Source organism: Enterobacter sp. CFEC122, assembly GCF_052983755.1.
The window spans coordinates 1-24,913 of sequence record NZ_JBRIQR010000037.1 but is presented as its reverse complement, the minus strand read 5'-3'; the positions used below and the strand labels follow the sequence as shown (position 1 = coordinate 24,913).

The following is a 24,913-nucleotide window of genomic DNA, read 5'->3' as shown; positions in this document are numbered from 1 at the left end:
AACATAGAGAAAAAATTAGTGAGTTAAGTAATAGACATATTAAATCAAAACTACAACTCAAGACATCTAAACACCCCACCATGGTGCATAATAATAACAGAAATACTTCTAACCGTAAGGATACATGATAAAAAATGGTTACCACAGCGGGGAGGTAACCATTTTTAGTTAACTACTCTCTCGGAGGAAAACCTGCCTCACGTAAAGCATTAGCAACTTGTTCAGTAGATAAAGAAGTTTTCACTTCGATCTTACGAGTCGGTGGATCAGTTATGATACTTGCCTCAGGATCAATATTTTGAATCACTTTAGTCACTGTCCGGGCACATCCGCCGCATGTCATATTTTCTAGATGTAATTGCATATATATATCCTATTTAGTTGTAGTAACTTCAATGATAGAACTTGCCACCGTTGTAAGGTCAAGCCCTATCGCCAAAAATTTTCGTGCTTATATTCTCTGACTAAGCGTTTCACCTGAGGTGGGGATATATACTGCCCCAAAGTATTTCAAGTAAACCGTTCAGTTGTGCTTTCTGCCGGCTGTCGGGCAACAAGACGAAGACGTAGCAGTCCTCGCAGTAAAAGAAGTGGTTGCCGCGCCGTAACCCCTTATCCCTACGACAATGCAATACGCGGGCGGTTTTATCCCTCCACCCACGTATTGCCGACCTTATCGCCAGACAGTGGCGTTAACCTGCCCGGAGAGTTATGGCTTAGCCGGAGAGCTTTCTGTCCATCCGCCCCCCAGCGCTTTATACAAATTGACCAAATTGCTCATTCGCGCCAGTCGGGTCTGAACCAGAGTTTGCTGTGCACTGAACAGCGCTCGTTGCGCGTCAAGCTCCGCCAGATTATCGTCAATACCGGCCCGGAAGCGCTGTGAGGCCAATTCATAGTTAGCCTGGCTGGCCTGCACCAACAATTGTTCTGAACGGAATTGATCGTCCAGGGTTTGTCTGCCCGCCAGGCCATCAGCCACTTCGCGGAAGGCAACCTGAATCGCCTTCTCGTAATTCGCAATTTCGATGCGCTTTTGTACCTGGGCTAGGTCCAGATTGGCGCGCAGAGCGCCTCCCCGGAAAATAGGCAACGAGATTTGCGGAACAAAACTCCAGGCCGCTGACCCCGGCTCGAACAACCCGTCCAGACTCGAACTGGCCGTACCAGCCGATCCTGTCAAACTGATTGCCGGGAAAAATGCCGCGCGAGCGGCCCCGATATTGGCATTGGCCGCACGCAGTTGCTGCTCTGCCGCACGGACATCCGGACGACGCACCAGCAATTCTGCCGGCAAGCCCGCCGGCAACGCGGAAGGGATGATGTCATCGGGCAAGGTATTCGCCTTATCCAGGCTGGCCGAGAGTTCGGCCGTCAATGGCTGCCCTAAAAGCAAAACCAGTGCATTGCGATCCTGCGCCGCCACCCTCGTATAAGCAGCCTGACTGACTTCCGCAGTACGCAACGCAATCTCTGCGCGCCGCAAATCAATTTGCGTTGCATTACCCGCATCAAACAGCGCCTGGGTCAATGCGTAAGTCCTCTTTTGCGTGCTCAGCGTATCGTGAGCCAGTTGCAGCAACTCCTGATCCGCACGCAACGTCAGATAAGCGTTTGTCACCTCAGCGAGCAGGCTCAGCCTTGCCGCAATCCGTGTTTCATCCAACGCCAGGTACGTTGCCAGCGCCCGATCGCTGAGGCTACGAACCCGTCCCCACAAATCCAGCTCCCAGGCTGACACCGCACCATTAACCTCATAACTCCGCGTTATCTGCGTTGTACCACTCGGGCTGACATCTGCGGGCAGACGCTGCACGGTAGCGCCCGCATCCACATTCAGTGTTGGCAACATATCGGCACGACGGATCCGGTACTGAGCCCGCGCGGCCTCAACATCCAGCACCGACTTGCGCAGATCGCGGTTGTTTGCCAACGCGACCTCAAGTAATTGTTGCAACAACGGATCACGATAGAAATCGCGCCAACCGATATCAGCCACGGCAGTCTGAGCCGCTGAAACTGTTCCCTGAGCATAAGCCGCTCCCGAAGGATAGCTTGAGCTCGTTGGTGCAGAAGGCCGTTCGTAGTCCGGCGCCATAGTACAACCGGCCAATACCAGCGCCATCGCCAGCACCGAGAGTTTATTAATACGATGGTTCATTTCATACTCTGCTTTCATTATTCTCTCTCCGCCCGTCATGGCCGTGAATCACTGATTGCCCGCTGTGCCTGCTTGATTTCCCGGCGAATAACCAGCTTACGGACCACGACATAGAACACTGGCGTCAACAAGAGTCCGAACAGCGTCACCCCCAGCATCCCGGCAAACACGGCAATCCCCATGGCATGACGCATTTCCGCACCGGCACCGCTCGCGATCACCAAAGGCACAACCCCCGCAATAAATGCCAACGAGGTCATCAGTATCGGGCGCAGACGCAGGCGAGCGGCCTCCAGCACGGCAGCCAGAGGATCGACGCCTTCACTCTCTCTGGCGCGAGCGAACTCGACGATCAGGATTGCGTTTTTCGCCGCCAGTCCCACCAGCACCACAAAACCAATCTGCGTGAAGATGTTGTTATCTCCATTCGATAGCCAAACCCCGGCGATCGCGGAAAGTAATGCCATTGGGGCAATTAACAGCACCGCAAACGGCAGCGACCAGCTGTTGTATTGTGCGGCCAGGATCAGGAACGCCAGGAACACCGCCAACGGGAAGATATACAGCGCCGAGTTGCCAGTCTGCTTCTCCTGGTAAGTCAGATCGGTCCATTCGTATGTCATTCCCTCAGGCAGCGTTTCACTAACGATCTTCTCAATAGCTGCCGTTGCCTGTCCGGAGGAGTAGCCAGGCGCTGCGCCACCGGTAATATCCGCCGACGGATAACCGTTGTAACGCATAACACGGTCTGGTCCAGAGGTACGGGTAATGTTCACCAGCGTTCCCAGTGGGATCATGTCACCCGCGGCATTACGCACTTTAAGCAACCCGATATCTTCAGGCTGCATACGGAATTGCGCATCCGCCTGAGTGATCACCCGATACGTACGACCGAAGCGGTTAAAGTCATTTACATACAGCGACCCCAGATTCACCTGCAACGTATCAAAGATATCGGTCAGTGCGACGCCCTGAGACTTGGCTTTGACGCGGTCGATATCAACCTGCAACTGAGGTGCGTTGGTCTGGAAACTGGCCATCATCCCTGCCAGTTCAGGAGCCTGCATGGCCTTCGCCATAACCATCCCTTGAACACGGGTCAGCTCTTCAAAGCCAAGCCCTGCCCGGTCTTCGATCTGGAGTTTAAATCCTCCCATGCTGCCCAGCCCCGGTACCGGTGGTGGCGGGAAGATCCCGACAAAACCGTCAGGTATCTGGCTAAATTTCCCCATCAGGCTACCGGCAATAGCCTCGGCAGACAGCGAAGGATCCTTACGTTCACTGAAGGGTTTCAGCATGGTAAACATCAATGCGGAGTTAGGCATGTTAGGGCCGTTTACCGACAACCCAGGAAACGCCACGACGCTTTCCACTCCAGGTTCCGCCAGCGCAATTCGGGACATCTCTTTCACTACGGCTTCCGTGCGATCCAACGAGGCGCCGGAAGGCAATTGAGCAATCCCAACCAGATAGTATTTGTCCTGAGCGGGCACAAAACCGTTAGGAACCTGCTGGAACCCCAACAGTGTCAGGCCCAGGAAACCGGCATACAGCACCAGCACGATGATACTGCCGCGTACGGCCCGGCGGACTGCGCCAACGTAGTTGTTCGACAATCTATCGAAGAAAGCGTTAAAGCGACGGAAGAAACCACCGAATACGCGATCCATGATGCGCGTCAACCTGTCGGCCTGCGCCATATCCTGATGGGGTCTAAGCAGAACCGATGCCAGCGCCGGCGACAACGTCAACGAGTTGATCGCAGACAAGATCGTCGAAATGGCGATGGTCAGCGCGAACTGGCGATAGAACTCCCCCTGCAATCCTGACAGGAACGCAGAAGGAATAAACACAGCAGCCAAAACGGAAGTAATGGCTAAAATAGGGCCAGTCACCTCGTCCATGGCCCTTCTTGCCGCTTCTTTCGGAGAACGGCCCTGTGCAATATGCCGTTCGACGTTTTCAACCACCACAATGGCATCATCGACAACGATACCTATCGATAACACCAGACCAAACAACGACAGCGTGTTGAGCGAAAAGCCGAACAAATACATGAGGGCGAAAGTACCGACCAACGAAATAGGTACCGCGACCAGAGGGATGATCGAAGCCCGCCAGGTTTGCAGGAACAGCATCACCACCAGTACCACCAACACCGTCGCCTCCAGCAACGTCATTGCCACTGATTTCAACGAGGCGCTGACAAACACTGTCGGGTCATAAGCGATACGGTATTCGATACCTTCCGGGAAGTTGGCCTGCAGCCTCGCCATCGTCGCCCGAACCGAGGCAGAGACGTCCAGCGCATTGGCGCCTGGCGTCATAACGATGTGCATACCCACGGCATTTTTATCGTCCAGCAGGCTGCGCAGGGAATAGTTGTCCGATCCCAATTCCAGACGCGCAACATCGCGCAGGCGGGTAACCTGCCCGTCAGCGCCAGCTTTGATCACGATATCGCCAAACTGCTCAACGGTGGTCAGACGCCCCTGGGCATTGATACTGACTTCGAAGGCAGAGGAGCTGTTCGGCTGTTGACCGACAGAACCGGCCGCGACCTGGACATTCTGCTCACGAATTGCTGCGGTCACATCACTGGCCGTCAAACCGCGGGAAGCGACTTTGGTCGGATCCAGCCAGACGCGCATCGCGTATTCACCCTCGCCCCCAAGCGTGACGCTGGCAATACCTGGCAAGCGTGATAGCTCATCACGCACGTTCAACATGGCATAGTTGGAAACATAAAGCGGATCGTAGCGATCGCCCTGTGCAAATATATGCACAACCATGAGGATATCCGGTGACGTTTTCTCCGTCACGACACCGATCTGCTGCACCTCAGTCGGCAAGCGCGGCAAGGCCCGAGAAACCCGGTTCTGCACCTGAATCTGCGCAATATCGGGGTCGGTTCCCTGCCGGAATGAAATCGTCAAGACCATTCGACCGTCGGCAGACATCTGGGAACTCATGTACAACATGCCTTCCACCCCGTTGATTGCCTGTTCCAGTGGAGCAGCAACGGTGTCAGCAATCACCTTAGGGTTAGCACCAGGGTAGCTTGCCGAAACCTGCACGGTAGGCGGTGTTACCGATGGGTATTCACTCAGCGGAAGCTGAAAGAAAGCCAGAGCGCCAGCTATCAGCATAAACACCGATAACACAATCGCGAAAATAGGCCGCTGGATGAAGAAGTGTGGGAATTTCATTATTGGCCTCCCCCTTCAACGGAGCCGGCTTTTTCCCCCTCGCTAACCGACGCGCCAGAAGCCTGCATCGGGGTCAAACGCGGCGTCACCGCCATACCGGGACGCACCAGCCCCTTGATAATAATGTTCTCACCGGCTTTCAGGCCACTCTTGACCACGCGCAAACCATCAACCACCGCGCCCAGCTCAATCGGGCGATACTGCGCCTTATTATCCGCACCCACCACCAGGACATAGTTGCGTCCCTGATCGCTCCCTATCGCCTGATCGTCAATCAGAATCGCCTGATGTGCCGCACCGGTGGCCAGCTGCACGCGGGCAAAGGCACCTGGCGTCAGTTTCCCATCGTCGTTAGGGATTACGGCACGTACCCTGACAGTACCGGTACTACGATCGATCTGATTCCCGACAAAATCGAGCGTTCCCTGATGCGGGAAACCTTTTTCTGTCGCCAGCCCAACATGCACGGGTAAACGCTCTTCCACCTTGTTAACTGCGTCAGGACGTGCCTTGCTGACTGAATTAAGGAACGTCGCTTCGTCAATATCAAAGTAAGCGTATAGCGGATTGACGGAAACAATCGTTGTCAATAGCGTCGCAGATCCCGTACCACCGCCGCTGACCAGATTTCCCTCAGTCACCAGCATGCGATCCACGCGGCCGGTAATCGGTGCCACCACGCGCGAATAAGACAAGTCCAGTTTCGCCGCCGCAACCTCGGCCTTTGCAGCCTGCACCTCAGCCTGACGAGCATGACGTGTAGAAGCGGCGTCATCGTAATCTTTCCGGGATACCGCGCCATTGTTCACCAGCCGACCAACTCGTTCAAAATCGCGATTGGCCTGGATAGCCAGCGCTTCTGCCTGCTTGAGTCGTGCTTGCGCGCTGTCAAGAGCCACCTGGAATGGACGAGGATCAATTTGGAACAGCAGCTGCCCCTGACGCACCATGCTGCCTTCAGGTACGCTGACAGCGTCGATGGTACCGCCAACGCGTGGGCGTAGCTCTACGGTTTTTGGGGCCGCCAATGAACCGGTAAACTCTGCCGAAGGGACTATCTGACGCGAGAGCACTTCGGCTACGGGAACCTGGGGAGCCATAGGTGCGGCCGCTGCGGCCGGCTCATCGTTGCCGCCACTATCCCGGGCAAACGCAATCCCGGCAGTGGCGATGATTGCGGCCGACACAATCAGAACCCCAATTTTCATTTTCATAACAGTGATCCTTGCATACGCCACAGGCAGCCCCGGCCCATCCGAAAACGGCGCTGTAGCAATTTCTTACAAGGCTAAAGGTTGATGTTACTGGAAGGTCAAGCACACCAATTAAAAAAAATGAAAAACATCCAATCAGGCTTAATTAATATTTAATGTGTAAGCGTTAAACGAGCGCCGTATTGACGATTATTTATCGGGAAGAACCACGTTCCATGGAAGTAGTTCGGCCACTTTGTTGCTGGACTACTCCGGTAGTATGCTCAAGATATGGCGAAGGTAGTGACCCATGCAGCAATTGAGCTCACCGCTGAAGACTCACGCCAGACCTTCCCCCTTCTCCCGGGATAGCCGCCTGCGGCAGCATGTCATTCGTCATCGCGCTGCCAACCTGACCATTCAGAACCAGCGGCACAACATGCCGCATTTCTTTACGCAACTGGCTGATTTGCTAGCGCGGGACCAGCAGATGATTGGTAGGTGCTTGGCTGTCCGCGTGTCTCCGGGGTCAGACACTGACCTTTACTGACAGCTGGCGGCCCCCATTAAGGTCGGAACCACAGTACTTGGCGGGCTGTGCTGCAGGCGCTGATACTGCCCCAGTACCAGTTCGGCGCTGTTCAGAACATTTAGCATCCAGAACGGGGACATGTCTGCCATGCGCTCGTTACTATAGGGCAGGATCGTCTACCGGGGTGGGGTCAGTCCATCAACGGCTCGGAAGTGTCTAGATTACCCGTGGCGATTCAAGAAGGTTGAATATGATTCCCGACTCATTAATGGAACGCTGCATGATGTTATGCATTACGGGTTGACATTACGATGTGACGGGCCGGGTTAGCTGTATGGAGCCTGTACACAAGTTTGTGTAATTGCCTGATTTTGATATGTTCAATTCAACATCAAAAGCAGGTTACTTTATGGACGAAAAACAGTTGTAGGCTCTGGCTAACGAACTGACCAAAAATCTCAAAACCCCTGACGATCTCAACCAGTTCGATCGCCTGCTGAAAAAAATCAGCGTTGAGCGCCGCCTCAACGCCGAAATGCTCCATCACCTCGGCTACGGTAAACATCAGTCTAAACCGGGTGCCAACTCCCGCAACGGCTATTTCACAAAAACCGTTACCACCGGCGATGGCCCGCTGGAACTGCGTACGCCGTGCGATCGTGACGGCTCCTTCGAGCCCCAACTGGTGAAGAAAAACCAGACCCGGATCACCGGGATGGATAACCAAATCCTGTCACTGTACGCCAAAGGGATGACCACCCGTGAGATAGTGGCTGCGTTCAAAGAGTTGTATGACGCGGATGTCTCACCGACGCTGGTAGTCCTTCATGCTCCGGAAGGTCAGACTGATGTTGTCTTCACTGCCATCATCAGCAAGCGTGTTTTTAACGGTAAGATTGACTTTTGGGGAATATTCAGAAATGACAGAATCACAATTATTTTTATTCAAATCAACTTTTTTGCGCTCAGACAAGGGGCAGACTCCTGACCATTACTGAAGTCGCCCGCCACGAGCAATTTCAGGGGGAGCTCCGTTTTCTTGCTCGCACCACCGGTATGCAAATCAAGTTTTAAATTAATACGCGCTTTAGGGATTTCGGACTGAAAGGAAGAATTAGACATGGCTGTCCCTGTTCTATGGAGTGATAGAAACGGTCAATGCCAGTGAAAAATAAATAAGAAAAAATTACCCAGCCAGAACAACTTTCCGGTTCGCGTCATCCGACGTAAATAAAAATCCCGGAACCAAAAAAAGCGGGCGCATTCCATCCACCAGCATGTCGACACTGTATTTTCTGGGTATTTGTCTGAAATGAAAAATTTCGGATAAGGCCCAATGGCTGGAGTTTGGGAACGTTCCCTGCCAGATCGAAAATGAAAAAATGTAACAAAGATTTACATTCCTGGCTTTTAACAAAAAAATATCATCTTTCTGATTTATAAGAATTTTACACCATAACCCTTCAGGCCCCGCGGGATAAGGATGCACAGAAAATGATCAATTTGGCTTAGGGTGTATATTTGTACAAAATATCACCAGTCACGTGAAATATCTGATTTTGTACTTTTATCAGAAATTGAGAAGCTGGACGTGACTGAGCATGTGAAAAACTGGCGACAGTTTCAGGTTTCCATCATTTCTTATTATTCACGTAAACCGGGCTTATTTATTTTTTTCAGATTAAAGGAATTGCAACGCCCGGACTTTACGCATATCTCATACCTGTACCAGCGATATGAATATCTCAGCCGCCGGTGCATTAGCGCGACCAGGAACAACACCCGTTCGGTTTACAGAAAGACAGACGTGGACAGTGATGAGCTTTGCTGCGGGTTGAGAACGGTTGTTTTACTGCTCAAGGTTGTAACACGATCCGATTCGACTCCAGCATGACAGCCGACAGTGTATGAGCCGCAAAAACAGCCATACAGGCTGACAAGTCGCCATTCACAAGAAACTCAACCGGCGCAACGAGTTTCCCTCCATCCGAAAATCCGCAGGTCAGTGCCGACTTCCTTACCAGCAGTGCATTCGCATCGCTGTATTCCAGGACCAGAAGCGTTTCATTGTCCCAGTCCCTGTCACTCACCGCTGCATTGACCCAGCCCCGCGATTTAAGCTGTTCAATTGCGTACGTCAGCCGATACAAATCCGACTGCGCTGACACCGGTCCGGTGCACGAAGACCACAGATATTCCAGACGACTGAATAAGCTGGCGGCAAGGCCTTTGTTACGCCCCAGCGTCAGCAATCCCTCAATATCAGATGCGATTGCACGTGGAAACCGTTTTTGCTTATACGCCACCGTTAACCAGCGCAGTATAAATGCATGCGTGCTGAGTGGCGACAATGCCTGACCATCCTGCTGAGCGGTACGTAAGGCGACAAGGGCGCACCAGGCGAAATGCGCAAGTGCTGTGACGGTTTGTTCCGGGGGTAAGGTATCGTGAGCTTTTTTCATTCAGGGATTATATCGGCGCTGCAGACACCGGGGAAGACCTGGATAACTCCCCCATTAATTAGAGAAGCTATTACTTTCACGGACAAATCATCCCCGTTCTGGCCGTTGCTATTGGCTCTGACATGGCCTTAACATGCACGGTAAGCTGGTTAAAGGGTGTTGCGAAGACTCCCTGAGCGACGCGGTTAATAATGATCTGCGTCATACTCGTTACGCCGTCAGTGCAGGCGGTACCGGTCACCTTTTGCCATGCGTCGGCGATGATGGCGTTAAGCCCCGGAGGCGCACTGTCGGTCAGTTGCAGGTTTCGCCCTGTACCCAGCGTATCGAGATTGAGCAGCAGCACCATTTTGCACTCCGGTGCGCTGGCCGTCTCCCATATCCAGCGTAACAGCGTCGGGAGTGAACGATGTCGTGCCTGCTGACGCTGGCGCGAATATTCGCCGGTGCGCTGCCAGACTTCAGAGTGAAAACGCAGAATCAATGACCGGTATTCGCTCATGGCTTCACGATACGGTAGCGCCAGCGTAAAGCTGAATGCCGCCAGTCGCGGGTAATGGTCAACGGCCTGTTGCAGAAATGCACGCGTGCTGACGGCATCCGCGCTGACAGCATCAGACGCCCGTATGTAAGAATGATTCATAATGCAGACTCTCTTTAGGTTAAATCAGGGAGGACACCGCCTCTACGGCGGTATCTGGTTCATAAAGACGGGGAACTATCTGGTACTGCAGCAGTAGTTTCTCTGCCAGTGCGCTTCTTCGATGCTGTAGATACCAGTCAGACACCGGGGACAGTGCTTCACGCCCTGGTAATGGTCGCCGCACCACACGCAGTACCAGGAGAGCACCATTACCGTCGCTTCCAGCCCGTTGATGAGACTGCGCAGCTTTCGGTGCCGGGCTTCGGTTTTCACTTCCGGGTCAAGGTGGGCGCAGGCCATCAGCACATGCCGGGCCACGCTCTGCTGGTCATGTTCAAACCACGGCGGCTCCCCGTATGTCCCCGCATGGAGCACCAGTCGACAGCCGCAGGACGCGCAGCTCCATATCTGCCCCGGCGCACTCACGGCCTCCCCGGCTGTCGCGAAGTGGCCTTCGCGGTCATTGGCCAGATAACATTTCAGCATGCGCATGCCGTCACTTCCTCTATCCGGTTGGTATCAGCACGCACATCACTGTGCTCGCCCGTCCGGCAGGTGAGGCAGTAGCGCTCACCGTGGTAATCACTGCCGCAGCCGTGACAGTGCCAGTCTGCGTAGAAAACCAGGGGACGGGCTTCCGGTACATAAGACTGCAGTTGCCGGATATGGCGGGTCTCCCTCACCCCGGGCTTTACATACGGGCAGTGCTGTCGACCGTTCTCCGAAAGCTTTGCTGCATGATGTTCAAACCACGGACGTTCGGTGTCGTATTCAGGATGGTACTGCAGGGCACTGGCACACAGATGGCAGCTGTAGCGGTCATACGGCGCGGTCTGCGCGGTTATGGCTCCCGTGAGACGGCCGTTGCCGTCCAGAGCCATAAACGATTTTGCATACATAGTGGTACTCTCCTTACCGCCAGACGACACGCAGGCGTCAGCCGTCCCGGTACGGGCAGCGTGGCAGGGTGAATGGCGGTTCAGTTATGCGTTAGCGGGTCGGTACGGTTGGTGGTCGGCACCGGAATACAGAAAGGTTACGGTTGCGCAGGTGCGTCGGTGGGTCTGAAACAAACGGGACAGGGTCTGGCGCCACAGTACTGTCGCCGGCAACGGGGACACGTCCAGCGAACCGGGATGGCCTGTGGCTGAGTGCGGCGTCGTTTTTCCATTCAGATATCCTCCCTGCTCAGACGCCACGGGAATCAGCAATACGCTGCTGCATCCAGGCTTCCACCTCGCTTCTGCGCCAGCGGGAGCTGCGCCCCAGCTTGATGGGTTTCGGAAACAACCCGTCGCCAATCAGTTTGTAAAACCATTTGTCGGTCATCCCGGTAAACGTGGTGATAAAGGTCATGTCGATAAGCGGGTCCTGAGCTGAAAGCAGTGTGTCAGGGCTGGCATTAATATTCGTATTCAACGTGGTCATGGTATTTTTCTCCCTCTGAGGATATGGCTATCGGGAGACGTCCGGTGGTGGTTGAATCATGGGGTTACCGGTTCGCCTCAGAGGATAGGGGAACGTTGTAAAAAATTACCCGGCCCGCACAATCAGGCCTGATGAATCGAGATATGTCTGGCTCAGCCACGGCTGCAACCGAAGTTACGCTCACCGTCACCGGTGATTTTGGTCTCCAGCTTGGCTAAATAGGCCGCCTGCGACAGGGCCTGTTGCAGTTGAGCACCATCGCCACGTGTCAACCATGAGACTGGACTCGCCGGGAAACGAGCCAGAACGGCATGCGCCTGTGCATCCACCTTCAGGGCGCTGCACCACGCTTGTTTAATCATACCTGCAAGCGAATCCGGGTCTTTGTAATCTCCCGGTCCGCACCACGTATCGCGGTTCAGCAACAGCACCGCGTGGTAATGCTTCTTCCCTTTGATTTCACCAAACTCCCGCGCCCAGATAAAACGCAGCGTGGTCGGCCAGACGCGTTTGCCCTCGCGACGTTGACGCGTCTGAAGGGCATCAATCCGGGCTTTCAGGGAATCGGTGAAGCGGGAGATAACAGCAGCATCGGTGGCCGCTGGCGTATCCGGCAGACGGAGGTCAACACGCAGGGCCAGTAAGCGGGTGTAAGCGTTAAGAGCGCAACTGAAGGTATCAGCGATGCGTTGCTGCCAGTAAGGGTCGTATGTGTAACTCATTAAAATGGACTCCGGTGGGTTATCGTTCATAACCATTACCGGTGCTGTTAAAAAAAACTTATTGCCTTCAGCGAGTCCGCCAGTCGATCCCTCAGAGACGGCTGGCTTCAGTAAAATATCGTGGCTGGCAGAATGATTGCGTAAAGGGTAATCGCCTCTCAGAAATCGGTTCTAATGCCGGGTGACCCGAAGGCTGCGAAAAAACAGTCTTCCCGTTAGACGATGGCGGGTACGCTTGACATAAGCGGCGTCAACGAGTTCATCGGGTGGCAAATCACGGGTGATATTACAAATAGTCGCCAGTGCTGTATCGGAGAGTTTAAAACTCCGTGACAAGGCGTAGTAATCCCCGGTTTTTTGGTTACTGATGTTATCGAATAACGCTCTGAAGAAATCCGTCTGTGAAGGTCTGCGGGCGTTGATAATTGCCTCTGTCGCTTCATCCCTGAATGTTACCTCCACCTCTTCCATCCCCAGTGAGCGAATGATCCCGGCAATGTCAGGCCAGTAGCGAAGATCGAAACTGTTAAGTCGCTGCAATTCTGGCTTACAGAAGCAGCTGAAGATTGCGATGCCCTTGTATTGACCTGGACCCAAAATAGGTTGTGGTTACCCTGAAAAGCAAATATTACCCCAGAGGGATGTATATACCCGGGGCAAGAGCCCCTGTACCAGTCCCTCATTGCTGTCATGATATTATTACCCCGTTCAATAAGCCCGATAAATAATCGTTATCGGGACTACTGCTAAAACGCCCTGTAACGCATCAGGAGCGCCATATTCATACTAACCACAGATTTCCACTATCGTGTTATTCAATGCGCTTATGCAGGCTCACAGGAAGCTATGGCGGTATAAGACACTACAGCGCTCAATTACTTATTAAATAGCTTGCGGTGATTACCAGGATAATCACCCTATTCCACGTCACCTCAATCGGGTTATTCTGTTTACGATACAATCATGACTATTATCACCAACACGGATAATGCCCCGTTTACAGTCGTTACCAATGGCCTTGTTTACACATATCAAAAAACTTTCAGGGATAACGGGTCACCGTAGTATCTGTAACTGACAGGTATTGTAAGCGTCAATATCAGGCAGACAGAGCAATACCGACAGGCTTACTACAGGTTAGTTCACTGACTGAGCATTTAACGCTCATCACTAATACGCAGACCAGTAATAAACCATTGATACTCACCTGCTGATTTTCAGGCATGACCATTCACCCAAAACGTTACTGTTAACCAGTAACCACCCTGTCGTTATGATTATTAGATTACTGATGTTAATCATCTTCACTTTTATCCTGACGAGGACTAGTCAATGGTAATATCGACTCAATTCAATTCTGTTTTCTTAATGATAGATTTTTAATGAGTGCTAAACATTCAGGTTGTGACTACATTGAATGGTGTATTTCTTACCTGATGGCAATGATTGCTCAATGGATACCATCCAATAGTACTATCCCCTTAGTGAATACCTTCAGATAATAATACCTCCCAGGCATAACCCACTTACTGATAACACATCATCGATTACTGTTACAAATGATAAGACCCCTTCTTTAATATATTAATACCAATCCAACACGCCAGGCATAACAATAGCTATGAAGATAACCACGCCATACAGCACTTACCTACAACAAACGCCTGCATCAGTTACTCTGGAATTATCTTTTTTCAATAACATGAAAATAGACACCACGTCATATCAAATAACCTCAATCAAATTAACCCCGTATCATCACTGCCCGCAGAAGCCCTCAATCCTGATTATGAGCAACAAAATGGAAATACCTCATGGCAGCCCGACCTGATACCAGAAATGCCCCCTGAAGCGAACCAGGCACCATGATGGGGATGAAAACGAAAGCATGCAGGAGAACAAGATAACCTATTGAGACGATACTCATCCAGTAAACAGAGAAGCATCTGAGAGATAAACAAAGAAAATGACAACTTTAAAACCATGGTAAAACCTTGTCAAAACCAGTATAAATCAACAATAAAACCTCACGATGACTACCAGATGTGTTTTTAAGTGACGATAAAACCATCATCGTGATACTGTGTAGCTACAACAATCACCACCATAACCACTACTATGTAGTTTACGATTACAGGTATCCACAATGGTTGTACATTACGACAATGGCAGACAACATCTTATAAAAACCCGTGACCTGAGAGTCTGTGCTTTTTATGCCGGGTGGCTGGGTATTAATAAAATAATTAACACCCGTGACATTCCTCACCAGGATGCAGAAAGTTGTCGACAGGCACTCAACAAACTGATTAATCAGTTCATACCGAATGCAGAACAGCGGGCAAGACTTTTTTCTGATATGGAAACAGCCCGTGATGAAAACATCCTTCCGCTGGAAAGTTTTGACTGGCTAGAACAGGATGAACGGGCAACATTCTGGTTATGGGCGTATATTTGCAAGGCCGGAGACTACGAACTTGGTATTGACAAACCAGCAAATGCAGAGTTCGGAAAGAACTGGTATCAGCGAATGAATCTGAGTGTATCTCCGACAAGCCACCAGGAAAGAATTAATATTATCATCTCTTTTTTCGACAACATTATTATTCCGACCCCACCGGTAAATCATCTCAAGCGCCAGGTCATGGACAGGCTGAAAGACCAGTGGAAAAATATTTACAGCAAACCAGCTCCGCTGAAATGGTTACCTAATGAAGAAGACGCGGTACTGTGGGCATGGAACAGCCTCAAATCGCTTCAGGAAGAAAGAAATGCGCCCACTATCGGGCTCTCATTAAATATTTCAACGCCAGGAATGAGTACCTGGTTTACCCCCCTGAGTCATTCTGAACGCAATTTAGCCCTGCGCACGGCGATCGACTTATGGGACGATGCACCGGATACAAAGCGTTTATTCCTTCTGAACCTGAATAAAGCCTGGAACCAGCAAAAATTACGTCAGTCCCGTACCGATAAAAAAGCACTCAATACGTACCTGAAGAACGAAACAAAAACTCGACTGGACTTTATGGCAGAACGTAGCGGAGTTCGCATCAGTGATATGCTGGAAATGCTGATTAATGACCATTACCGAAAAACCTGTGGTGGTGAGTGAGGGCTTTGCGCTAAAAACAAGGTGAGCGGAGGCAGTAATACAGACCAGAAATGACATTCAAAATAATTTCAGACCTATATTACCGGTGTGAGAACGGCAGCAGAAGTGCTGCCGTTTTGTTATTTCACTCACGGAGGTTAATGTGTCCAGTAAGAACAAACGGGGTCCCGATACCCTGTTACCGTCGTTATTCCTTCTCCCGGGTCAACTGTCCCACAAAATACCCGTGCGTATGCTTCTCGCGCTAAGTCACAGCTATGCTTTCTGTTCCGGTACCCAGGTCTCTCTGATACACGGTCCGCCAGCTCATGAAGGCGGCTATTTATTGCCAGTAATAAGGGAGAAAGAAATGCATTGTCCGAATTGCGGTTCGCAAAACATACGACTGCGCCATGTGGGTAAAAAGACGGGTGGGGTCATTGGCGCAACAGCCGGAGGCATTGCCGGGCTTGAAGGAGCCTCCACCGGTGCGCTGATAGGTTCAGTCATTCCGGTTGTCGGTACGATAGCCGGAGGCCTCATTGGTTTTCTGTCCGGCGCCTGTGCTGGTGCGGTGGCAGGCTCTCTGGCCGGAGAACAACTGGACGGTACCGTCTTTGATGAATACGGCTGCACGCAGTGCGAGCATATCTTCAGTGCACCGTAACGTTAATAAGGGTCAGCCCATCCTGCACAAAGCCTGAGCCGCTGACCGTACTCGCTACGGCACGACTGATGACAGGGCGTGTCAGCATGCTGTCGTCATTTCAGCTACCTGGCACTAACCCTTTGTTAATTCTCCTGTTTACTGAAAGATGAATTTTACTTTTTCTTTTCCGCCATTACGGGGGATGGACATAACGTGTCCCTCCCCGCCCGCATAATAACCGCATGAAATATCAACCTATTTATCGCACACGGAGCGTCCATGCAACGACCCGATGAAGAGGCCCGCTACGACCGGCTGGCCGTCAGATTGTCGGTCATTATCAGCCGGTTAATGGCCGGAGAAACGCTGACCCTTCAGACACTGTCCGGTGAGTTTGGTGTATCGATACGCACCCTGCGTCGTGACTTACATCAACGGCTGGTCCACCTCGACATTATCGGGGAGAACGGCACGTATCGGCTCAGTGAGAGCGCCACGCGTGATCACTCTCCGGGGGCCGTTTCCTTTGCCCGCAGTACCGGTATCGCACGCATTATCCCGTCGCAGAACCGGCAACTGATGCACCTGCTGATGAATGAAACGGGCACCTCACCCTGCTTTATCTGGCACGACTTACCGCCAGCATGGACACAGGCTGACAGTTTTCATCGTCTGGCCGAAGCCATTTGTCATCACCGGGTGGTCAGTCTGCTGGTCGGCGGTGTCCGTCACGATGAGCAGGAGCCTTACCGCCTGATTTACCGGCATCAGCACTGGTATCTGGTCGTCTGTTGCCGGGGGAGCCTTCGGGTGTTCCGGCTGGAAGACATTATCTCGGCCTCACTCTCAGAGCAAACCTTCCGTCGCCGGAGCGAAATCAGTTCGCTCATTACTGAAGAGGGATTTATCAGCGCACTGCCCCACTTTCGCTTTATCAGTGATGTCATTCACACCTTCAGGGAACAACACCCTGAACATCCATCCAGACCCAAAGGAGTCAAATCGTGAAACCTGTCGCAGGCCCTCTGCTGCTCTTCACCCTGATGTTGTCTGCCGTAACCCTGAGCGGCTGTGGCGACAAAAATGAACGCGAGTTTATCCGGGGATGCAAATCAGGCGGCGGTACTACCGCCGTCTGCGGATGTATCCGGGATGACCTCAAAACGAAATATACGCACGGGGAGCTGGAGAAAATGAACCAGCAATACGGTTATGTCCCCCCGCGCTTCATGGACAACATGCTGAGCGCTGCTCAGCAGTGCAGAAAATAAGGAAATCTGAACATGGCGCTTGTCATTAAATATTTCGCGATTGCCTTCGCCATCGCGCTTGTGGTCGTGCTGTTTAACGTGTTCGGGAGTACCGGCGAGATACGCAGTTTTGGTCAGGGAATGGAATATCTGTTCTGGATGACGCTTGGGCCCGGAGCCGGTATGACGGTCGGTGCTGCTCTTCGACAATGGCTGATGCCGGATGCGGTATACACCCGCGAAGGAATGACCGGATTACTCAAGGCCCGTCTGTTCTGGCTTGTGGGCCCACAGTATATCGGCTGGCTGGCCGGACTTATCGTCGTGGGTAAACAACTCATGTAACACGGCTGCCCCCCAACAACATTTTTGACTGAGAAGGAAAAATACCATGCGATTCATGCACGCCATCCTGTCAGCAGGATTACTGACCTTTGCCATCACGGCACAGGCGGTCCCCAATATGTGGAGCAGTGGCTTCGGTATGGGCGTCACCGAGTACATCATCACCAGCCCGGAAAACGTGATGATGAACCTGAACTGCACCGGCAACCCTGACGACCAGAATATCCTGCAGCATCACGTCATGCTCACCCTGCCTGACGGCAGCGGTGCCGATTCACAGGATGAGAAAACCGCCATCACCGTCGTCACGGATGACCAGACGTTCCCCCTGCCGTCCTCTCTGGGCTGGCGTAACGGCGACAACGCCTGGCTGTCGTTCATTGATGCCATCAGAAAAGCAACGTCGTTTGAGATTTACGTCAACGACAAACAGGTGGGGCACTTTACCCCTTCGGCTGGAAACGTTCACAAGGTTCTGGCTGATATGCCCGAATGCACGACACTGACCGCCGGGTAACCCGGCGCATCCCCGGTTTACAGCAAAATCAATCAAGGACAATACGATATGACCGACATTTCGACACTCAGCCAGCGACTGACGACGCCAACCCTGCATTTTGTTCTACTCACCGTCGCCACCTGCGGCATCTGGCCGTTACTGTGGCTGTACCGAAAACAGCAGATTATCAGCGACACCACCGGATATCCGGTTTGCGGCAATCTGTTTATCATCTGGCTCGCCGTCTGTTTTGGGCTCGGACGACAGTTCGGCGTGATGGCCTCACCGGACCTGGCGGGCTACGACACGGGCAGCGATACACTGTTGGCCTTAAGCGGCATTCTGTCGCTCACCTGCGGCGTGATGTACATCGTCTGGGCCTTTAAGGCCAGAGCAGCACTGCGACACTATGCGCTGAACACCTTCCGGTTTGACCTGAAGATGAATGCGTTTTATACCGTGGTGCTCAACGTCTTCTACATTACATACTGCATCAACGATATGCCGCAGGCACTGGCGAAGCACCGCATTATTCATGGTCAGGCCCCTGTGCCGCCGGAGTCTCCGTCACCGCAGTAACGCAGCTCTCCTCTTATTATCCGGCCGGGGCATTCCTTGTGCCCCAGATTCATCCGGATCCCCCCTCTGAGATTTGACCCAATGACATTCCTGAAAATCGTGCTCAACACCCTGCGTCAGGTGCTGACGTGGTGCGCCAGCAGCCGGGCGCAGCAGTTTGTGGAAGACCACTTCCGCGAAGAAGGCTATGACGAAGACAGTATTTACATCGCCAGACAGGCGGCAACCCTGCTCGCAGGTGCCTTAATCACAGCGCTCATGGAACAGATACTGCAGCTTATTGCCACACACTTAACCCACTGATGCCCTGCTCACTGAGCGGGGCATTTTGTTTTATGCCATTCATCAGGAACTGAATATGCAAGTCACTGACGATACGTCGTTACCGCCAGGGCAATTCACCCGCCGACAGGCTGAAGCCGTGGTCACGCTTTACCACAACGTCACTATAGAAGATGACCAGGGTACGCACTTTCGGCTGGTTATTCGCGACAGCGAGGGGACGTTAATCTGGCGGGCCTGGAATTTTGAAGCCAGTGCCGGGGAATGGCTTAACCGCTATCTGCTCAGCCACGGGATCCCCAAACACTGACACACCACAGCTTAACCCAATAGCGACCACACAAAAAAGCCATGCTCCCACAGGAGCATGGCTTTTTTGTTTATGCCGTTAAATCAACAATAAGGAATTTACCATGAGACTAGCCAGCCGCTTTGGACGGACAAACCAGATCCGTCGCGATCGTCCGTTAACCCGCGAAGAACTGATGCAGGTCGTTCCCAGCGTATTCAGTGCAGATCGCCACGGTTCCAGGAGCGAAAAATACGCTTACATACCCACCATTACTCTGCTCGAAAATCTTCAACGCGAAGGCTTTGAACCCTTCTTCGCCTGCCAGTCACGCGTACGCGACCCTGACCGCCGGGAGCACACCAAACATCTGCTGCGCCTGCGTCGTACCGGTCAGATAACCGGCCAGCAGGTTCCCGAAATCATTTTGCTTAACTCGCACGATGGTAGCAGCTCATACCAGATGCTGCCGGGGCTGTTCAGAGCCATCTGCACCAACGGGTTCGTCTGCGGACAGTCGTTCGGTGAAATTCGTGTACCGCATCGTGGCGATGTGGCCGGGAAAGTGATTGAGGGGGCTTATGAAGTGCTCGGTGTCTTTGATCGGGTGGAAGAAAAGCGCGAGGCCATGCAGTCACTTCGACTACCAGCACCCGCGCAACATGCCCTGGCGAACGCCGCACTGACATACCGCTTTGGTGAAGAATATCAGCCGGTGACCGCAGCGCAGATACTGACACCGCGACGGTATGAGGACCATCAGGACGACCTGTGGACCGTTTATAACCGCATTCAGGAATCGTTGCTGAAAGGCGGGCTGAGCGGACGCACCGCGCAGGGTAAACGTACCCACACTCGTGCGGTTAACGGTATCGACGGGGATATCAAACTCAACCGCGCGCTCTGGGTGATGGCCGAAGAACTGCAGCAGGCACTGAGCTGATGCAGCACATTCCTGCAAATACCCGTCTGACGGCTGTCTGGCCCGTTTCCCTGCAAAACCAGTCCGGCTGCCGTTCCATCTCCGACGATGACCTCTGCGCCTGGTGCAGACATCTTTGCTACCGTCCCGGCGAGCTCAGCCTGTGCCGACTGTCTGTGTCTGACAGCATCTGGCCCTCACGGTGCGATGAAGATGGCTATGCGCAGTCCTGCCCGTCACTCCTGCTGAACCAGCATCCCCAACCCGATAAATAAACAAGGAAAAACTAACATGACCGACATTATTAACCTTCACGATACCCTTCCGTTACCGCCACAACCTGCCGGTTCTGCGCCAGCGCTGACTGCCACCCTCGTACAGGACGAGCAGCGCATCGGCTTTTGGCCGCAGTACTTCGGCAGCATACCGCAGTGGATAATCCTTGAGCCGACGGTCTTCGCGTGGATGGACCGTTTCTGCGCCGACTACAACGGCGGTATCTGGAATTTTTATACGCTCAGCAACGGTGGTGCGTTTATGGCCCCGGAAGCGGAGAACAATGAACCGTGGTCGCTGTTCAACACTATGAACGGCAACGGCGGTGAACTCAGTGCCGACGCTGCGGGGATTGCCGTCTGTCTGATGACTTACAGCCACCATGCCATGCGCACCGAATGCGATGCCATGACGGAGCACTACTACCGCCTGCGGGATTACGCGCTCAGTCACCCGGAATGCAGCGCCATCATGCACATCATCGACTGAGCATCCCGCCATGTCGTATGAACTGTCTCACCTGAATACCCTGTGGGATGCGCTGGGGAAAATAACGGTCAGGGATGAGGACGGAGACGTTGTGACCGACGAACTCTTCCTGCATTTTCTGACGGGCACCTCTCTCTTCCCTATCTGGTCATGGTTTGAATCCCAGCACGACGAGTTCGTCGTTGCCGTGAAACTGTACAACACATCAATCCCGGACGGGTCAACATAAAGGAAAAGCCAATGAATATAACCCCTTGCCCCCCCGACAGCGGGGGAATATCTCCCGCCGCACAGCGCACTATCCGACGTGCGCTGACCCTGCTGGAACGCCAGTTACGCGAGCCCGGCGCCTCCTTTACCTCCACCACCGCCGTTCGTGACTGGCTGCGTCTGCAACTCGCCTCACTGGAGCGTGAAGTATTCACTGTACTCTTCCTCGATAACCAGCATCGTCTGATAGCCCACGAAACGCTCTTCACCGGCACCATCAATCATACGCAGGTCCATCCCCGCGAGGTGGTTAAGGCCGGTCTGAAGCATAACTGTGCCGCTGTCATTGTGGCGCATTGCCACCCGTCAGGCCTTGCCGAACCCAGCAATGCAGATCGTCAGGTCACTACGCGTATTCAGCAGGCGCTGGAGCTGGTTGATATCCGACTGCTTGATCACCTGGTGGTGGGCGGCATGGAGATCGTCTCGTTTGCTGAGAGAGGGTGGCTTTAAGGAGAGAATAACGATGAAAATCATCAGCAAACGCCAGGCGATGGCGATATACCGCCAGCATCCGCAGTCCCGGTTGTTTCGCTTCTGTGCCGGCAAATACACATGGTCCGGCAGCATCTGCCACTACGCAGGTCGGGAAGTGCAGGATATCAGCGGCGTGCTCGCCGTCTTCGCAGAACACCGTCAGGACCGCAACGGCCCGTACGTCGTATTACGCAGCGTTACGCTGAATTAATTCACGTTTAAGGAAGGCTAAAATTGTCGAATACAATACCGCCTGTAAACCACGATATCGCCGCCCCTTGGTGGGGGCTTAAACGCGATATCACCCCCTGTTTTGGCGCACGTCTGGTGCAGGAGGGCAACCGGCTGCATTACCTGAACGACCGCGCCAGCATCACCGGCACCTTCAGCGACGCGGATTTACGCCATCTCGACCAGGCATTCCCGCTACTGCTGAAGCAACTGGAGCTGATGCTGCTTTCCGGTGAGCTGAATCCCCGTCATCAGCACTGCGTCACGCTGTATGCAAAAGGGCTGATATGCGAGGCCGACAGCCTCGGCTCGCACGGGTACGTCTATCTCGCAATTTACCCGACACCTGCAACAACAGAATAAACCTCCCGGCAGTTTTCCTTCGTTTAACTCACCAGTAAAGGTTTCCATTATGCAAACACAACCTGTTCCTCCGAAACGGGAGGTTTCGCCACGCCCGTCACCCGTGGCGATCTGGCAGCGCCTCCTGAGTCACCTGCTGGACCGTCACTACGGTCTGACGCTCAACGACACGCCATTTGGCAAAGATGGTGTGATCCAAGAGCATATCGATGCCGGTATCTCACTGTGCGACGCGGTGAATTTCATCGTGGAGAAATACGACCTGGTACGCACTGATCGTCGCGGTTTTAACGCGGAAACTCAGTCGCCGCTTCTCACCAGTATCGATATTCTCCGCGCCCGCAAAGCCACCGGGCTGATGACCCGTCATAGCTACAGGGCCGTTACCGACATCACCACCGGCAAATACCGTGAGGTGCAACCATGAAGCTGTCCCTGACGGTGGAAGCCGATGCCATCAACGTACTGGCCCTCAACATGGGCCGGATCGTCGTAGACATTGACGGTATTGAACTGACCGACCTGATCAATGTGGTGAACCAGAACGGTTATTCGCTTCTCGTTGCTGACGAACCGGGGAAATTGATTGTTGAAGATCCAATTCCGCCCGTTGCCCGCCTGAACGGCATTCAGTGCAGCACTGCACATATCACGGCGGAAGACAATGCTCTGCTGTTTACCCTTTCACACCAGCATGAAGACTTTGGCGAGTCTGAATGGATTAGTTATACCGGCTCGGGTTATCTGCTCCACCTGGGCGCGTGGTCGTTTCCGGTCTTACGCCTCAAACGCCTCGGTCTGTCAAAAGCCTGCCGTCGGTTATTAGTGACGCTTATGCGTCGCTACGCCGCTGGCATTGTTCATCTGGATGCCTTTGGCGAAGTGCTACCAAGTTTTACAACCTTTGACTGGTAACCCCACCTCAATCACCACAAGGTTTTTACATGCCGGAATTAACCACCGAAGTGGCTCTCAACATTCTGATTGGCTGGCTGCAGGACAACATCAGTTGCAACACCGGCATTATTTTCGACAACGACGAAGACAAGACGGATTCAGCAGTGCTGTTGCCCTGGATTGAGCAGGCGCGAAACGATGTTCGTAATCTCCGCCATCTTCAGCTTCTGCAACAGACCAGAACCTGTTAGCCACCGAACCATACTCACCACACACCTATAAGCCCCAGCCCTTACCGGCTGGCGCTTTGCTTTATATAAAGGAAATTAAAATGTCAGATCTTACCCTCACCGAACCTGAAGTGTTAACCGGCCATACCGATGTGATTTGTTCTACCAGTATTGAGCGCATCATCACCGGACGTAATTTCGCGATTGCACAGATTGAAACGCTGATACAACAACTTGACGATATCTCGACGCTGACCCGCAGCATCGGCGGTGGTAAAGCGAATGAATAGGGAATGCGGCAATACAGCTACGACTGCTGGCTGATGGAGGATACTGATACGGCCATGAAAGCCATTACTCGCAATATCGATCGTGGTATATGGCGGGATCTGATGCAACGCTCGGGAATGCTGGCGCTCATGGACGCACAGGTCCGCGACGAGTGGTACAACAGCCTGGAGAAAGACGATATTCCGGCTATCAGTGAAGAGAATATTCTCAACACATTCGAACAACTGCATCTGAATAAAGGTGAGGTGTTTGAACGAGGTGTGATTAACGTGTTTAAAGGTCTGAGCTGGAATTTTAAGACAAACAGCCCCTGTAGGTTTGGCGGGAAAATCATCGTGACGGGGCTTGTCAAATATGACCGGTGGGGATTTGGTCTGAACTGGGGCTGGCAGCGTGACCGGTTAACGGACCTTGAGCGCATGCTGATGCTGCTGGATGGGAAGGCCATCCCCGACAATCGCGCCGACGTCACGCGCCGGTTAAGCGACCATATCCATGAGAACAGGCATAGCACCCGTTATGAGGATGAGATGTCTGTGATTAAGTATTTTCAGAAGGGAACTGTCCATATCACGTTCAGGCGATCGGAGCTGGTCGATAAGCTGAACGACATTATCGCGAAACACTATCCAGGGGCGTTGCCCACTAAACAGTAAGGAACCAAATTATGGTATCATTTTCAAACATGGATGGTGCTCACTGCGATTCCGTAGTAGATCACTATACCTTGCCATCAAATAGTATTCAGATGGATGTAAAAGTTCCTGTTCAACCATCAAATTTTGACCCTTTGCAGAAGGGGGCCTTAATGGGGGCCTCAACGTTTATGGAACAAGATAAAAACCATTCTAATCAATGCAATTACAAAACAAAATCCATTCCGAGTCCGGGCACCACTATTTAAAGAACCCAGCCTATGGCTGGGTTTTTGCTTTTCTGCGTTTATAAATCCCTTCTTTAGTATTCTTGCTTCTTTTTACCGTGGGATCGTGCGGTCTGCCATGCCCGGTGGCGCTGCGCTTACCGGGCCTACAGGTTTTGTAGGCCGGATAAGGCGAAGCCGCCATCCGGCATGATTTCTGACGCACAAAGCAAAAAACCCCGCACCTTTCGGTACGGGGTTCTTCTAA

Annotated in this window: 31 protein-coding genes and 4 pseudogenes; 22 read left to right on the top strand and 13 right to left on the bottom strand. The window is 52.7% G+C overall.

Annotation, left to right across the window (positions count from 1 at the left end; translation table 11 throughout):
* Nucleotides 1-172: 172 nt before the first annotated feature.
* The 5 genes and pseudogenes from ACVCAM_RS20840 to ACVCAM_RS20820 all read right to left on the bottom strand — a co-directional run.
* The gene (locus tag ACVCAM_RS20840; protein ID WP_016154448.1) at nucleotides 173-364 is read right to left on the bottom strand and encodes a heavy-metal-associated domain-containing protein; all 192 of its coding nucleotides are present in this window, start codon (nucleotides 362-364) and stop codon (nucleotides 173-175) included.
* Nucleotides 365-709: 345 nt separating this feature from the next.
* On the bottom strand, nucleotides 710-2,179 hold the full coding sequence (locus ACVCAM_RS20835; RefSeq protein ID WP_032950086.1) for an efflux transporter outer membrane subunit: 1,470 nt from the start codon (nucleotides 2,177-2,179) through the stop codon (nucleotides 710-712).
* A gap of 17 nt (nucleotides 2,180-2,196) precedes the next feature.
* Entirely contained in the window at nucleotides 2,197-5,370 is a 3,174-nt protein-coding gene (locus ACVCAM_RS20830) for an efflux RND transporter permease subunit (RefSeq protein WP_009652455.1), read from the bottom strand.
* Nucleotides 5,370-6,584 carry an efflux RND transporter periplasmic adaptor subunit gene (locus tag ACVCAM_RS20825; RefSeq protein ID WP_009652401.1) on the bottom strand — a complete coding sequence of 405 codons (1,215 nt, stop codon included), beginning with the start codon at nucleotides 6,582-6,584 and terminating at the stop codon, nucleotides 5,370-5,372. The genes ACVCAM_RS20830 and ACVCAM_RS20825 overlap by 1 nt, the downstream gene beginning before the upstream one ends.
* Nucleotides 6,585-7,130: 546 nt before the next feature.
* Nucleotides 7,131-7,256 (bottom strand): annotated as a pseudogene (locus tag ACVCAM_RS20820) (hypothetical protein); the annotation flags it as partial.
* Between the two features lie 272 nt (nucleotides 7,257-7,528).
* On the opposite strand from ACVCAM_RS20820, the pseudogene ACVCAM_RS20815 reads away from it, so the two are divergent.
* Nucleotides 7,529-7,915, top strand: a pseudogene (locus tag ACVCAM_RS20815) (transposase); the annotation flags it as partial.
* Here ACVCAM_RS20815 and tssB read toward each other — a convergent pair.
* The 7 genes and pseudogenes from tssB to ACVCAM_RS20780 form a co-directional block, all read right to left on the bottom strand.
* Nucleotides 7,913-8,217 (bottom strand): annotated as a pseudogene (gene tssB, locus ACVCAM_RS20810) (type VI secretion system contractile sheath small subunit); the annotation flags it as partial. The pseudogenes ACVCAM_RS20815 and tssB overlap by 3 nt on opposite strands.
* Nucleotides 8,218-8,951: 734 nt before the next feature.
* Nucleotides 8,952-9,557 (bottom strand): DUF2913 family protein, encoded by a 606-nt coding sequence (locus tag ACVCAM_RS20805; RefSeq protein WP_023336638.1) that lies wholly within the window; start codon nucleotides 9,555-9,557, stop codon nucleotides 8,952-8,954.
* A 76-nt stretch (nucleotides 9,558-9,633) separates the two neighbouring features.
* Nucleotides 9,634-10,200 carry a YagK/YfjJ domain-containing protein gene (locus ACVCAM_RS20800; RefSeq protein WP_009652434.1) on the bottom strand — a complete coding sequence of 189 codons (567 nt, stop codon included), beginning with the start codon at nucleotides 10,198-10,200 and terminating at the stop codon, nucleotides 9,634-9,636.
* Between the two features lie 75 nt (nucleotides 10,201-10,275).
* The gene (locus tag ACVCAM_RS20795; RefSeq protein ID WP_009652429.1) at nucleotides 10,276-10,692 is read right to left on the bottom strand and encodes a putative zinc ribbon protein; all 417 of its coding nucleotides are present in this window, start codon (nucleotides 10,690-10,692) and stop codon (nucleotides 10,276-10,278) included.
* Nucleotides 10,680-11,099, bottom strand: a complete 420-nt coding sequence (locus ACVCAM_RS20790) for a putative zinc ribbon protein (RefSeq protein ID WP_016154451.1) — start codon at nucleotides 11,097-11,099, stop codon at nucleotides 10,680-10,682. Before ACVCAM_RS20790 ends, ACVCAM_RS20795 begins: the two co-directional genes overlap by 13 nt.
* A gap of 289 nt (nucleotides 11,100-11,388) precedes the next feature.
* The gene (locus ACVCAM_RS20785) at nucleotides 11,389-11,628 is read right to left on the bottom strand and encodes a helix-turn-helix transcriptional regulator (RefSeq protein ID WP_009652493.1); all 240 of its coding nucleotides are present in this window, start codon (nucleotides 11,626-11,628) and stop codon (nucleotides 11,389-11,391) included.
* Nucleotides 11,629-11,780: 152 nt separating this feature from the next.
* Nucleotides 11,781-12,350 carry an inovirus Gp2 family protein gene (locus ACVCAM_RS20780; protein WP_016154452.1) on the bottom strand — a complete coding sequence of 190 codons (570 nt, stop codon included), beginning with the start codon at nucleotides 12,348-12,350 and terminating at the stop codon, nucleotides 11,781-11,783.
* A gap of 2,146 nt (nucleotides 12,351-14,496) precedes the next feature.
* On the opposite strand from ACVCAM_RS20780, the gene ACVCAM_RS20775 reads away from it, so the two are divergent.
* From ACVCAM_RS20775 to ACVCAM_RS20675, 21 genes and pseudogenes are all read left to right on the top strand, one after another.
* Nucleotides 14,497-15,465, top strand: coding sequence for a hypothetical protein (locus ACVCAM_RS20775; protein ID WP_032950089.1), 969 nt, complete (start codon nucleotides 14,497-14,499; stop codon nucleotides 15,463-15,465).
* A gap of 349 nt (nucleotides 15,466-15,814) precedes the next feature.
* Nucleotides 15,815-16,111, top strand: coding sequence for a membrane protein (locus tag ACVCAM_RS20770; protein ID WP_009652512.1), 297 nt, complete (start codon nucleotides 15,815-15,817; stop codon nucleotides 16,109-16,111).
* Between the two features lie 261 nt (nucleotides 16,112-16,372).
* Nucleotides 16,373-17,101 carry a helix-turn-helix transcriptional regulator gene (locus ACVCAM_RS20765; protein WP_009652433.1) on the top strand — a complete coding sequence of 243 codons (729 nt, stop codon included), beginning with the start codon at nucleotides 16,373-16,375 and terminating at the stop codon, nucleotides 17,099-17,101.
* Nucleotides 17,098-17,364: a hypothetical protein gene (locus tag ACVCAM_RS20760; RefSeq protein WP_032950091.1), complete on the top strand. Its 267-nt coding sequence runs from the start codon at nucleotides 17,098-17,100 to the stop codon at nucleotides 17,362-17,364. Before ACVCAM_RS20765 ends, ACVCAM_RS20760 begins: the two co-directional genes overlap by 4 nt.
* A gap of 12 nt (nucleotides 17,365-17,376) precedes the next feature.
* Nucleotides 17,377-17,688, top strand: a complete 312-nt coding sequence (locus tag ACVCAM_RS20755) for a hypothetical protein (protein WP_009652410.1) — start codon at nucleotides 17,377-17,379, stop codon at nucleotides 17,686-17,688.
* A gap of 46 nt (nucleotides 17,689-17,734) precedes the next feature.
* Nucleotides 17,735-18,205, top strand: a complete 471-nt coding sequence (locus ACVCAM_RS20750) for a hypothetical protein (RefSeq protein ID WP_009652431.1) — start codon at nucleotides 17,735-17,737, stop codon at nucleotides 18,203-18,205.
* Nucleotides 18,206-18,253: 48 nt separating this feature from the next.
* Nucleotides 18,254-18,766: a DUF4234 domain-containing protein gene (locus tag ACVCAM_RS20745; protein ID WP_032950094.1), complete on the top strand. Its 513-nt coding sequence runs from the start codon at nucleotides 18,254-18,256 to the stop codon at nucleotides 18,764-18,766.
* An 81-nt stretch (nucleotides 18,767-18,847) separates the two neighbouring features.
* Nucleotides 18,848-19,069: a hypothetical protein gene (locus tag ACVCAM_RS20740; protein WP_032950095.1), complete on the top strand. Its 222-nt coding sequence runs from the start codon at nucleotides 18,848-18,850 to the stop codon at nucleotides 19,067-19,069.
* 55 nt (nucleotides 19,070-19,124) lie between these two features.
* Entirely contained in the window at nucleotides 19,125-19,358 is a 234-nt protein-coding gene (locus ACVCAM_RS20735) for a DUF905 domain-containing protein (protein ID WP_009652474.1), read from the top strand.
* A gap of 103 nt (nucleotides 19,359-19,461) precedes the next feature.
* The gene (locus ACVCAM_RS20730) at nucleotides 19,462-20,280 is read left to right on the top strand and encodes a DUF932 domain-containing protein (protein ID WP_447093657.1); all 819 of its coding nucleotides are present in this window, start codon (nucleotides 19,462-19,464) and stop codon (nucleotides 20,278-20,280) included.
* Nucleotides 20,280-20,534 (top strand): hypothetical protein, encoded by a 255-nt coding sequence (locus tag ACVCAM_RS20725; protein ID WP_009652519.1) that lies wholly within the window; start codon nucleotides 20,280-20,282, stop codon nucleotides 20,532-20,534. The genes ACVCAM_RS20730 and ACVCAM_RS20725 overlap by 1 nt, the downstream gene beginning before the upstream one ends.
* A 16-nt stretch (nucleotides 20,535-20,550) precedes the next feature.
* The gene (locus ACVCAM_RS20720; RefSeq protein WP_009652453.1) at nucleotides 20,551-21,024 is read left to right on the top strand and encodes an antirestriction protein; all 474 of its coding nucleotides are present in this window, start codon (nucleotides 20,551-20,553) and stop codon (nucleotides 21,022-21,024) included.
* A 10-nt stretch (nucleotides 21,025-21,034) separates the two neighbouring features.
* Nucleotides 21,035-21,253, top strand: coding sequence for a hypothetical protein (locus tag ACVCAM_RS20715; protein ID WP_009652503.1), 219 nt, complete (start codon nucleotides 21,035-21,037; stop codon nucleotides 21,251-21,253).
* Between the two features lie 11 nt (nucleotides 21,254-21,264).
* Entirely contained in the window at nucleotides 21,265-21,747 is a 483-nt protein-coding gene (radC, locus tag ACVCAM_RS20710; RefSeq protein ID WP_016154455.1) for a RadC family protein, read from the top strand.
* Between the two features lie 13 nt (nucleotides 21,748-21,760).
* On the top strand, nucleotides 21,761-21,982 hold the full coding sequence (locus ACVCAM_RS20705; RefSeq protein ID WP_009652392.1) for a DUF987 domain-containing protein: 222 nt from the start codon (nucleotides 21,761-21,763) through the stop codon (nucleotides 21,980-21,982).
* Between the two features lie 23 nt (nucleotides 21,983-22,005).
* Nucleotides 22,006-22,365: a type IV toxin-antitoxin system YeeU family antitoxin gene (locus tag ACVCAM_RS20700; RefSeq protein WP_009652436.1), complete on the top strand. Its 360-nt coding sequence runs from the start codon at nucleotides 22,006-22,008 to the stop codon at nucleotides 22,363-22,365.
* Nucleotides 22,366-22,414: 49 nt separating this feature from the next.
* Nucleotides 22,415-22,792, top strand: coding sequence for a TA system toxin CbtA family protein (locus ACVCAM_RS20695; RefSeq protein ID WP_016154457.1), 378 nt, complete (start codon nucleotides 22,415-22,417; stop codon nucleotides 22,790-22,792).
* The gene (locus ACVCAM_RS20690) at nucleotides 22,789-23,280 is read left to right on the top strand and encodes a DUF5983 family protein (protein WP_009652438.1); all 492 of its coding nucleotides are present in this window, start codon (nucleotides 22,789-22,791) and stop codon (nucleotides 23,278-23,280) included. The genes ACVCAM_RS20695 and ACVCAM_RS20690 overlap by 4 nt, the downstream gene beginning before the upstream one ends.
* Before the next feature lie 29 nt (nucleotides 23,281-23,309).
* Nucleotides 23,310-23,513, top strand: coding sequence for a DUF957 domain-containing protein (locus ACVCAM_RS20685; protein ID WP_009652505.1), 204 nt, complete (start codon nucleotides 23,310-23,312; stop codon nucleotides 23,511-23,513).
* Between the two features lie 80 nt (nucleotides 23,514-23,593).
* Nucleotides 23,594-24,439: pseudogene (locus ACVCAM_RS20680) on the top strand (DUF4942 domain-containing protein).
* Nucleotides 24,440-24,450: 11 nt separating this feature from the next.
* A complete protein-coding gene (locus ACVCAM_RS20675) occupies nucleotides 24,451-24,687 on the top strand; it encodes a hypothetical protein (RefSeq protein ID WP_016154458.1) in 237 nt (78 codons plus the stop codon).
* 10 nt (nucleotides 24,688-24,697) lie between these two features.
* On the opposite strand, the gene ACVCAM_RS20670 is transcribed toward ACVCAM_RS20675, so the two are convergent.
* A partial coding sequence (locus tag ACVCAM_RS20670) for a hypothetical protein (RefSeq protein ID WP_447093656.1) occupies nucleotides 24,698-24,913 on the bottom strand: 216 nt, incomplete at its 5' end.